7 protein-coding genes are annotated in these 11,997 nt (G+C 37.6%); 1 reads left to right on the forward strand and 6 read right to left on the reverse strand.

Going from position 1 to position 11,997, the window contains the following annotated elements:
- Positions 1–98: 98 nt before the first annotated feature.
- The 3 genes from F6K22_RS15125 to F6K22_RS15135 all read right to left on the reverse strand — a co-directional run bounded on the left by F6K22_RS15125 (position 99) and on the right by F6K22_RS15135 (position 6,918).
- Positions 99–1,781: a ShlB/FhaC/HecB family hemolysin secretion/activation protein gene (locus F6K22_RS15125; protein WP_293099095.1), complete on the reverse strand. Its 1,683-nt coding sequence runs from the start codon at positions 1,779–1,781 to the stop codon at positions 99–101.
- A gap of 104 nt (positions 1,782–1,885) precedes the next feature.
- Complete coding sequence (locus tag F6K22_RS15130) at positions 1,886–6,151, reverse strand: two-partner secretion domain-containing protein (RefSeq protein ID WP_293099098.1); 4,266 nt, start codon at positions 6,149–6,151, stop codon at positions 1,886–1,888.
- Positions 6,152–6,198: 47 nt separating this feature from the next.
- Positions 6,199–6,918, reverse strand: coding sequence for a hypothetical protein (locus F6K22_RS15135; protein ID WP_293099101.1), 720 nt, complete (start codon positions 6,916–6,918; stop codon positions 6,199–6,201).
- A 76-nt stretch (positions 6,919–6,994) separates the two neighbouring features.
- Between F6K22_RS15135 and F6K22_RS15140 the strand changes: the two genes are divergently transcribed.
- Positions 6,995–7,468, forward strand: a complete 474-nt coding sequence (locus F6K22_RS15140) for a hypothetical protein (protein WP_293099104.1) — start codon at positions 6,995–6,997, stop codon at positions 7,466–7,468.
- An 11-nt stretch (positions 7,469–7,479) separates the two neighbouring features.
- On the opposite strand, the gene F6K22_RS15145 is transcribed toward F6K22_RS15140, so the two are convergent.
- The 3 genes from F6K22_RS15145 to F6K22_RS15155 form a co-directional block, all read right to left on the reverse strand.
- The gene (locus F6K22_RS15145; protein WP_293099107.1) at positions 7,480–7,872 is read right to left on the reverse strand and encodes a hypothetical protein; all 393 of its coding nucleotides are present in this window, start codon (positions 7,870–7,872) and stop codon (positions 7,480–7,482) included.
- Positions 7,873–8,450: 578 nt separating this feature from the next.
- Complete coding sequence (locus F6K22_RS15150) at positions 8,451–10,724, reverse strand: CHASE2 domain-containing protein (RefSeq protein WP_293099110.1); 2,274 nt, start codon at positions 10,722–10,724, stop codon at positions 8,451–8,453.
- A 399-nt stretch (positions 10,725–11,123) separates the two neighbouring features.
- The gene (locus tag F6K22_RS15155; protein WP_293099113.1) at positions 11,124–11,795 is read right to left on the reverse strand and encodes a DUF928 domain-containing protein; all 672 of its coding nucleotides are present in this window, start codon (positions 11,793–11,795) and stop codon (positions 11,124–11,126) included.
- Between the last annotated feature and the right edge of the window lie 202 nt (positions 11,796–11,997).

Consider the following 11,997-nt stretch of genomic DNA (forward strand, 5'->3'; position numbering starts at 1 on the left):
TATTAGTTATAATCATATCATCTGTTTTAACCATTCAGCATCCAGCTTCATTACCAATAGATAATTAGAGATAGCTTTAATTATTAATTATTAATTATTTAAAACGCTCTATATCTAAGATAAAAATATACACCATCTTCCTGCCAAGAATCTCCATTATTATCTATATCAACCAAAGGAATTCCCAAATCTAATTGAGCCGAAAAACGAGTTCCAACTTGGAATCTTAAACCCACACCTACAGAAGATAAAGTATCTTCAATTAATTCTAATTCATTACTATTCCAAACAGTACCAAAATCAACAAAAGGAGTTAATTGTAAAATAGCATCCCAGTTTCTTACTCGCAGAATAGGAAACCGAAACTCAGTAGAAATAAACATACCATTATCAGCAAGTAAAGCATCCTGACGATATCCCCTTACACTTAATCCCCCTCCCAAACTAAACTGTTCTTGGGGAAATAAACTTCTGGGAGCTAACTGAATATCTGACCTAATTAAAAATACTGTTTCTGGTGCTAATAAACGTAAATATTGTGCTTGTCCTCGCCAAGAAAAATACCTCCCATCTGGAGCTTGATTATTCACAGTCGCACCAAAAACATTTATCCCTAGAGAAAATTCTGAGCGTGCCACAAATACATCTGTGGTACTTCTAAAAGCATATTCCTGAAAAAAACGCAGTGAAGAAATATTAATTTCCCCATCATCTTCCGCACCAATAGAACCTGGAAAAGGTTCATCTAAAAGAGTAGTTTTTGACTCTTCTACAGAACCTGTTAAACCTATAGCAATTTCTGTACTAGGAGTTTGATAAATAGGTTGGCGAAAACTCATCTCATAGGTCTGAGAACTTGTGTCAATATCTAGTTCATTAAAAGGATCTTCAATAATTTCACTACTCGTACGACGATGACGCAAACTAATAGTACCATTTTTAGAATTAATTGGGAGAGTATAACTCAAGTCATCAAGAGTATCACTACCTTCTGTACGATAGTAAGTAACATTAAAGCGATCGCCAAACCCAGTCAAATTATTATGAGAAATTTGACTTTGAAGACGAACAGTACCTACACTAGGAGAACGTAAATTATCAGCAGAAAGTTGAGCAAAAAAAGCTGGTGTTTCTTCCACTTGTACCTCTAACCTACTCAAACCAGGACGAGTTCCTGCTGTTAAATTAGCGGATAATCTTTCAATTAAAGGGTTGAGTTGTAGTAACTGTAGATATTTAAATAACTGATTTTGATTTAGAGGTGTCTGAAGACCAGATTCAATACGACTGCTAATATAACTAGAATTAAGTCGTTTCAGTCCGGAAATTTCAATTTCTTCAACTTGTCCTTCAATAACTTCTATAACAACAGTACCATCTTGCAAAGTTTGTGGTGGAATAAAAGCTCCAGAGGTAACATATCCTTGGTCAAAATATAGCTGAGTTACTGTTGTTTGTGCTTCAAGTAATTCTGCAAAAGAAATAGGTCTATCTGTAAAAGGTTTGAGAACTTCTGCTAATTGTGTTGGACTAAAAACTGTACTACCAATAACGGCAAATTGGGTGACAGTAATTTTACCAGGAATTTGCAGAGGAGGAGATTGGGGAGAAAGAGATGGAACTGGTTTTGGTTGGAGTAAATCATCTGGTGGTGGTAATGGTTTTATTTGTGGTAAAGGTTGAGGAATAGGGTTAACTGGTCTAGGAGTTATTTGAGCAATAGCAGGTTTACAAACAGAAAAATAGGGGAAAAAAATTAAAATTATTATCCAGACAATCATATTCAGTTATCAGGAGTCAGGAGTCAGGAGTCAGGAGTCAGGAGTTAGGAGCTAGCAAGGAGCTTTTTCTACACCTTACTAAAATCAGCAAAGTCCCCTACTCCCTACTCCCTACTCCCTAAAAATAGATAACAACTAGGATGAATTAATTGTGGACTAGCTGAATTAATTCTATTTGTAGTGGATGTCAGGGTTACTTTACCAGATTTAGTCATAACCCAACCCATTGCCTGAGTAATTTGTCGCAAATTCTGAGTTTTTGGCCGACGATCAACCACTACAGGTTGTTGAGACTCAGACATAACAACCTCTGTGTCCTCTTGTTTATTACTTTCCCACCCCACAGTTCCCCTCAATACTGTCAATGGTTGAGTCGGGTCTGGTGGGAGACCACCTCTACCTGTAATGATAAAAGAACTTCCTTGTTTTTCCCCAGTTGTTGCGACACATAAATTTTGTGCCACTAATGACTCAGTATCTATGACCGTAGCAGATAATTTTATCACCCCTTGAGTCGGGTCTACCTGAGTATTCAGTTCTACGGAACCATCAATACCTAAAGCTGAGGTTGCAGTAATTTGACTACTATTGTCTAAAAACACTCCTTCTGCGCCAATAGAAATATTACCACCTTCACCAACTATTGCATTGGCACTAATGTTGCTATTGTCTGAACCAATTAAAAATTTTGTCTCAATATGAATATCCCCACCTGTGGCTGTATTGGTAGCATTTGTAGTAATTTGACTCTGATTTTGGAGGTTAATTTCTGAAGCTTGTATGCTAATATTGCCTTGCTTTCCAGCAGCAGTTTCAGCGCTAAGAGTACTATTGTTGAGCTGAATAGATGGAGCATTAATAAACAGGGAACCTGCTTCCCCACTACCAGAACTACTGACAGCGATCGTACCCGTGTCTTCTACTCTCAAAGTGGGTGTATTGATGGTAACGGAGCCAGCGTTACCATTACCACGAGAACGAGATGTAATAGCTGTTTCTGCACCATCAGTATCAATGTTTTGTGGTTGAAAGTTAGCCACTCGATCCTTAAAATTCACATCACGTCCAGAGAGAGTAATAGCAGTATCCGCATTAATGTTAATAGTTCCAGCATTACCGTCATTGAAACTGGAAGTGAGAATTTGAGCACCACTGGTAAGGTTGAGATGATTGACATTTAAGGAAATATTACCACCATTAGAATTGCTGCGACTTCTGGCAGTAACCACAGCACCGTTACTGAGATTGAGGGTGGGAGTAGTAATATTCAGATTTCCACCTATTTGTGTTGCTCCTGGTTCGCTGCCAGCAGTGATAGCACTGGAGTTACCTGTAAGGTCGCTGACTCCAGAAAGAGTAATATTGTCGGTGGCGTTAATGGTTAGATTTCCAGCTTTACCCTCACCTTCAGTTATGACACTAACTTCAGCTCCGTCTAAAATTGTTAAGCGTTCTGTTTGAATGAATGCGTTACCCCCATCCCCTTTACCCAGACCTAAAGATAACTCTGTTAAGTCTTCTACACTAGCAAATATACCACTACCAACTCCATTATCATCAGCACGACCAGTGATGTCAAAAGTACGACCAGTGACTTCAATATCTTTGGCTCGTATAGTCAAATCTCCACTTTTACCATTACCAGATGTACCTGCTCTGACTTGGCCACCGTTTCTCAGGTGGAGGCGTTCGGTATCAATGGTTAAGTTACCACCATTGCCTGTTGCTCCTGACAAAACTGAAGTAAACAAAGTACTAGGAAGTTGACCGGTAGGGTTAGTACCTATCAAATTAATTTCTGTTGCTTTTACTGTTAAATCTCCACTTTCTCCTGAACCCAATGTTCCTGTACCAATTAATCCTCCATCTCGCACGGTTAGATTTTCAGTATTGATTATTAAGTTTCCACCTTTTCCTGTTGCCCCAGGCAAAACAGTTACCAATAAAGAACTAGAAATTTCACCGTTTATGCTTAGGATCAGAGGTGATAATTCTGGAAATAAGTTTGTACTTGCAGCGCTACCAGATAATTCAATCTCTGTAGCATTGATTGTAACGTTGCCCCCTTGACCAGAACTGAGAACCCCGGCTTGAATTGATGCTCCATCTGTTTGTATTAGACGTTGGGTATTTATGGTTAAGTTGCCGCCGTTTCCTGTTGCTCCCTGTTGGACTCGACTGTCTATACCACTGGGAAATTGGCCATCTGGTGAAATTCCAAAGGCTTCCATTTCTGTGGCATTGATTGTAATATTTCCCCCTTGACCTCCACTTGATGTCGATGCTAGGAGTCTGCCACCATTTTTGAGTTTGAGATGTTGAGTATTAATGCTTAAGTTTCCTCCATCTCCAATGGTCATTCTAGCGATACTATTATTATCATTGCTCTCAGCACTAATGACACTGTTATTAACATCAATGTCAATAGCATTGATTTCAATACTTCCACCTTGCCCTTCCCCAAATGTGCTACCACTAACTGTGGCTCCATTTTCCATACTCAGTCGCTCAGTTTCTATTAATACTTGCCCTCCATCTCCACTACCCAACGCCCCAGGAACTAGGTCTGATAAGTCTTCGACGGATGCTTCAATACTACTGGCAAACCGACCATTACCAGAACTACCTTGTAAGTTAATTTCTTTAGCTTTTACGGTTACATCTCCACTATTTCCTACTCCAGATGTTCCCGCTATTACTTTCCCCCCATCTTCTAGAGTCAAACTTTGTGTCTCAATATTGATATTTCCACCTTGACCTGTGGCTCCAAATAAGACTGAACTAAAAAAACTACTTGGCAATAACCCATCTGCTGATGTTCCTACTGCTTCTATATCTGTTGCCTTGATTGCTAGTTCTCCACTTTTCCCTGAACCAAATGTTCCTGTTCCTATTTGTGCTCCATTTTCTAAGAGAATGCGATCGCTATTTACTGTTAATTTACCACTATTTCCTGTTGCTTCTGGTATGACTATGGCTAAAATTCCACTGGGAAATTGACCATTTAGGGCTTGCAGCAGTAGTTGTTGTTGTGGTAGGGGTGCTTCTACTGGTATTGTGCCTCTTGCTTCTATTTGTTTGGCGTTTACTGTTAGGTTTCCACCAACTCCATTTCCAAATACGTTGGCTCCTAGTTGTCCTCCACTCAATAGTTTGAGGTTCTGGGTGTTGATGGTAACGTTTCCGCCTCTACCTGTTGCTCCTGGCAATACATCTGTAAATAAACCACTGAGGTTTTCACCGTCTGATGATGCTCCTATTGCTACTATCTCTTGAGCGTTTACTGTTAGTTCTCCACTTGCTCCTGTTCCAAATGTTGCTGTGCTAATTTGTCCTCCACTTGTGAGTGTTAAACCTGGACTATTGGTTGTGATACTTGCTCCATTCCCTGTTGCACCTAGTCCGACATCGGCATCTACTAGGCTGTCATTTACTTCTATTGATTCGCTGGCAGTTAATGATATGTTGCCTCCTAGTTGGGTTCCTAATGTGTTGGCTAGAATTCTTGATTTTTCTTTTATTTGTATCTGTTTTCCTTGTATTTGTATCTCTCCACTTCCTTCTCCACTTACGTCTACTATTGCATTATTTTTTAGTTCAATGTTGTTGAATTTTTCTACTTCTGAATAATTTAATATATAATTATTTTCTGTGTTTTCTAATTTGATTAAACTATTGTCTCCAACGCTGCCTATTTCGATTCTTCCTTGTTCTGTTGTGAGTTTTCCACCATCAATTATGACATGATTTCCTACTAATCCTAGGGTTTCTCCTGTGGGGAGTTGTAATCCTGTTTCTGTTGCTGTTGATTGGTTAATAATATTTCCTGTTTGGGTTGCTATTTGATTAAAGAATAAGGCTGATGGTTCTACAGATAATAAGTTACTGCTTTGAGGGTTTATGGCACTGAATAATCCATTTTCTCCTAATCTGATTTCGTCGGCTGTTGTGGCGATAAATGAACCACGAATGTCTAGAGTGGCGTTGGGTCCGAAAAATATCCCGTTGGGATTGATTAAAAATAAGTTTGCTGCTCCATTTACTCCTAGTTTTCCTAATATATTACTAGCATTATTACCTGTGATTCTAGTTAATATATTTTCAATTCCGGCTGGGTTGGTGAAGTAGACGCTTTGATTTTCTTGTACGTTAAATTCTTGCAGACTGTGGAATAAGTTTGACCCTCTAATTGCGCCGCCTTCTATTTGTTTTTTGAGTTGGTCAATATTCCTAATAATTGTGCTTTCTTCCCCTAATGTTTGGTCTGGTATTATTTGAGAATTGACTTGTTTTTGGCAAAATAAGATAGGAAAAATTAACCACATTCCAGATGTGAAACTTACGGAAGTAAACAGAGATTTTAATTTCATAGTTATCTAATTAATATCGTTAGTTAAAGTGATTCAAACAACAATTACTAAGAATTATCAAATATTGTTGGTAAAAATAGATAACAACCTGGATGAATTAATTGTAAACTACCCGTTTTAAAACTGGGTGAAGTAGATGTCAGTGTAATATTACTTTCTTCAGTCATTACCCAACCAGTAGCTCGACGAATTTCTGGTAATTTTTTACTCTCTTGCCTTTGGTAGACTACCACAGTCGGTTCTTTACCACCGGATATAATTTTCCTATCCCCTGTTTCCCAGTCAACAACTCCCCTTAAAACCGTTAATGCTTGATTGGGGTTTGGAGGTAAACCACCTTTACCTGTAATCACAAAACTACTACTTGCTATTCTGCCTTGACTTGGCAAGCATAAGTTTTGTGCTATAATAGACTCCGCATCAACTAATTCAGGAGATAATGCCACAACACCTTGAGTAGGGTCTACTTGAGTGTTGATATCAATCGTGCCATCAATACCTAATGCTGAACTGGCAGTAATTTGACTGGAATTGTCAAAAAACACACCTTCTGCAGTAAGAGAAATGTTACCGCCTTGACCTTCTACAGCATTAGCAGTAATTTGGCTATTGTCTCTAGCGACGATAAACTGAGTATCAATGGTAATATTGCCTCCTGTGGCATCCTCCGTAGCACTGGTAGTAATTTGACTGTTATTTTCTAAACTGATGTGTGAAGAGTTAATCGTAATATTACCTTCGTCTCCAGCATTAGTTTCTGCACTCAAAGTACCATTATTCAGTTCAATAGATGGGGCGTTAACATTCAGTGAACCTGCTACACCTTCACCAAAACTACTAACAGTGACTATTCCCTGGTCTTCTACTTTTAGGAGAGGAGAATTGAGCGTGACTGAACCCGCATCACTATTATCTCTGGCACGAGATGCGATAGCACTTTCGGGACTATCGGTATCTAATTCTCCTTCTACTACTTCTTGTCTGTCGTTAAAGTTGGAGTCGATGCCTGAGATAAAGACCCGATCGCTGGCATTTACTTTTATTTTACCTGCATTACCACTACTGGAACTAGAAGTCAGAACTTGCCCACCTGTTGTTAGATTTAAGGTATTGACATTCAGAATAATATTACCTCCATCAAAATCGCTGGTACTTCTAGCAGTAATTACTGCACCATTATCAATATTCAGGATAGGAGTAGTAATTTCTATATTACAACCCTTTCCGGTTGCACCTAATGCTGTAGTAGCAGTAATGGCACTAGAGTTACCTGCTAGAGAACTAAATCCAGAGATAGTAATATTATCATTAGCTTGAATCGAAATTTGTCAGGCTGGCCCATCTCCCTCAGTGACAGCATCAATTATCGCCCCATCCTGAATTGTTAAACTATCAGTCTCAATGAATATGTCTCCACCATTACCAGTAGCTCTACCTTCAAATGGGTTTATTACACTAGCGGAGATATTGCTAGGGAAAATACCATCACCAGAACGACCAATAACTTCAATTTCTTTAGCCTTTATATTAAGTTCTCCAGCATTGCCTGCACCACGGGTTAAAACACCTACAAAGCCTCCATCCTGTATACTCAAACTTTGAGTTTCAATTGTGAGGTTCCCTCCTTGGCCGGTAGCTCCATCTTGGACAGAAGCAAACAAACCACTATTAAACTTATCTTCACTAATACCAATAAGTTTAATTTCCTCTGCTTGTACCATCAAGTTTCCAGCTTTGCCTTTCCCAAAAGTAGATGTAGATATTTGAGTTCCATCTTGTAAACTGAGCCGTTGAGTCTGAATGGTTAAAGTTCCTCCTTCTATCTGATAACTTTAGTAGAAACTGCAGAGATACTATGTAGAAGAACATTGATATTCCATCTCATCTACCAAAATTTTCTTGCAAAGATAGCTATTCAGCTCTAGGACACCTAGACTCCTTATAATAGCTATCTTTCATCTTAAAAAATCGTTCAACAATTAATAATTAATAATTATTAATTATTAATGAAATACCTTGGTTAAAAGCCTCCCCTTTCAAGGGGAAAAACAGAAATAATATTTCTTTATATTCAATTCCCGTACGGTTTTAACCTTCTTGTAATTATCCATTATCCATTATCCATTAATGAACTCTTCTTATAACGGATAGGATTGGGCTAAAAGGATTTTTTTTTCTTCTCGAGGGGAGATTGGATATGGCGTTTCGCGGAGCGACTTAAATTGCGCAGCGGCTCTGTAAGAGCGGGAAACATCCCCATCCTTCGACCGCTTTTTCTCCATGAATGGAGTGGCTTTATTTATCTTTTTAAAGAAGACTGATATAAACTATCAAGTTGTTGAATAACAGATTGAGGCTTGAAAGTAAAACGAATATAAAAAGTCTTTGATGCTTCTTCTACTTTTAAAACTTTCCCATAAATATGTTCGCTCATAAATGATTGATTATCTGGCTTCAATAAATTAAGTTGAATATTACTATAAGGTAATGGTATTGAATCTGTTGAAGTAGATTTATTCATCTCTATTTCTGCACCTCTCTGAGAAAGCTTGACTAAATTTCCTTTAAATACAGTATTACTAATCTGTTTGCCTTCTACAATCAAATAAAAGATAGGAATTGGTTTTTCTAACATTAATAATATTTCCTGTTCTTTTGGTAAAAACAGATTATATTTACCAGCAATACCTCCTACTTCATAAATATTGATTGGATTACTCATTCCTTTAGGCTTGATTTCCTTCATACTATCTATTCTTAATTCTGAAATACCGATCGCTTCTTTAGTAGAATTAGAAATTAAGATTTGATTCCCGATGGCATAGGTTTCTACCCGAAAAGCTAGGTTAACTTCCCAACCAATAGCAGTATATTCTGTATGTTCTTCAGAACCAATATTTCCGACTACCGCATCCCCTGTATTAATACCAATACCCATCTCTAAAGCTGGTAATCCTAAGACTTGAATTTTCTTATTAATAGATTCCATTTCTAACTGCATTGCCAAAGCACAAGCAACTGCTCTTTCCGCATCATCTTCCCTAACTATTGGAGCACCAAAAAGAACCATTATTCCATCGCCAAGTAACTTGTCAATATTACCGCCATAGTCTGTGATTATTTTTAATATATCTTGCAGATAAATATTAATAATTTCTACTACATCTTCTGAAGATAGTTTCTCTGAAAGAGCTGTAAATCCTCTTAAATCAGAAGCTAATACAGTAATAGTTTGTCTTTTACCACCTATTTTTAAACCTTCTTTACTTTCCAATAAATTACTGACTATTTCCTGGGAAAGATAACGGCAAAAAGTTTTTCTAATCCCACTAGCAGTACCAGCAACATAACCTGTAATGACAAAGAAAGCACCTACTAATGCTAATAGAGGTGGTACAATGGGAATCCACCAACCATAAATAAAACCAATATAAGTGCTACCAAATAAAATAAATATTTCTAGAGCGAGGTGTTTAAATAAAGCTAATGATAAAAATTGTTTTGTTTGATTTCGCCAGTGCCATGTAGCTGTAGCTCCAAATCCAGACCAAATAAAAATCCATAACCATTCCTGGGGTTCAGACCAAGTTCTGATTAAGGAACGTTCATTTAAGGCAGCACTAATAATTTGACTAATAAAATTTGCTTGAAGCTCTACTCCTGTCATTGGTTTTGGCAAGTTTAACCAACTACTACTATATGGCGTATAGAATAGATCGTTAAAACTTTCTCCTACTTTTCCAATGAGAATGATGCGCTCGCTTCCCCAGTCTGGAGGTACTTGGTCTTCAAGAATATCTGTGAGACTAACAATTTCAAAATAACCATTAGACCCTCGATAGTTGATTAATAACTGATAGCCACCTGCATCAGTTTTTACATAGCCACCATCATTTTTTTCAAAGGGAATGAAGACTTGATTTCCTATACGCCAGTTATTCGTTCCCTCTACTATTTCTGCTTTAATATTTTCCTTTTTTAAATAATGCAATGCTAAATGCAGAGCAAAACTATGGATAGTTTCCCCATCTTGATTATCTAAGTAAAATAAACCCCTTCTGACTCGGCCATCTGCATCGACCACCATATCATTTGCCCCTACCTGTCCTTTTTCTTTTAAAGCTGGTGGTGGTGCTACTCCTTCTCGTTTGTTATCCCCTACTACTTTCTGGATACCAACTAAATTCGGAGTGTTTTTAAAGACTCTAATTAATTCTTCATGACCAGGTGGTACAGGTAAATCTCGATAAATATCTAAACCAATAGCTCTAGGTTCCATAGCTTTGAGTTTTTCCAGTAGCTTGGCGTATGTAGCATCGGGAAGAACGGGTTGACCTATTTTGTGTACGTCTGCTTCATCAATGCCAATTATGGCAATACGCCGATCCTGTGTAGGTAAAGGTCTGTTTCGGATATAAAAATCGTATGTACCCCACTCCCATGACTGTAATATTCCGGTTAGGCGTAGTAGGATAACAAAGGTAGTTATGCACGGAGTAGTTATCCACACCCCGCGCCACTGCCAGATGAATAATTTGAATCTTGCTCCTAGAAAATCATAACGAGATTTCACTCAGGGTTAACTACTGAAGCTAAATAATTGGACAAACTTAAACATATCTACATAAATATTGAAAACTTTTGAAGGTTGTACTTAAATCACAGAAAACAAAAACCAAGCTAATTCATATTATACTCAAGGGTATTAATCCTATACAAAATTTTTAAGAGGTTGTTCCCTGTCAAAAGGTGTTGAATAAATCTATTAAACTTAAATATCCTAAATATCTTGAAAATAGTATCCAAGAGTAGCAAAATTTTCAAATTTTAATCTATAGATATTAAACTAGATATTAGTAGCATCAAAATGTCGCGATTCATTATTTAACTAGCTGTTTAAATTGGCCAGCTAACTTTATCCAGTCATTTTTTCGTGTCAATCTTCAGGATAATTTAACAATTGTGATTATCTTTAATAGGATTGTATTTCTTGAGAAAAATCAAAGATTTGGCTATCCGCAATTTTTCCTAGTCCTACTGATTGTAAAAGTTCTTTCCAGGCATTAGGATAAGCTGCACGAGATTTTTCTAAAGTTGTTATTGTTTCACTCCACACGGATGATTCAGCATAGAGTTTGGCTTGCTCTAATGGTTTTTCCTCCAGTTCTTTCAATTTAGCTTCTGTTTTTGGAGTTAGAGAGGTACGTTGTAACCATCCGTTAATATAATAATCTAAACTACGCTGGTCTGGATCGCAGATTATACCAAAATGCCAAACATAAGTTTTATTAGGTTGTAATTCAACAGTTTTTGGCAAATTTACTTTGACAATTCCAGCAGACTTGGGCAAAGATATATTGGTTATGTATATTGGTTCTCTGACTCTATTTGTCCAATCATATACAGCAAATTCTGCGTTTTGTTTATTGCTTTTTGGAACATATAGATAGACAGTTGGGTTAGGACTAACTGTTGTACCTATATTATTTTCTGGCATTACAGCAGTTAGATTAACTCCTAATTTTTCTTCTATTATTGGATTACACGGACCACGAGACCCAGCTCCTCTAGTTCTAGATGGCGCACCTCTTGAATCGGATGGGGGAAAATCTATTGCCAACAATTGTGATGGCTCTGATTCCATCTGAGTTGTCAATTTAGGTTGCGAGTGATTAACTGGAGGAGCTGAAACTAAAAGACTTACTAAGGAAAATCCTAAAAAGTTTCGTACAAACATGGTAAAAAATCTGGCCCAGGCCAGCATCACACCGGCGATGATAAGCGCCCCAATCAACAGAAAAACGCTGCCTGCCAATCCGCTGGCGGAATCAATGAACCAGGTGATG

Origin of the sequence: Okeania sp. SIO2F4 (genome assembly GCF_010672385.1) — a bacterium.
Taxonomy (GTDB): domain Bacteria; phylum Cyanobacteriota; class Cyanobacteriia; order Cyanobacteriales; family Microcoleaceae; genus Trichodesmium.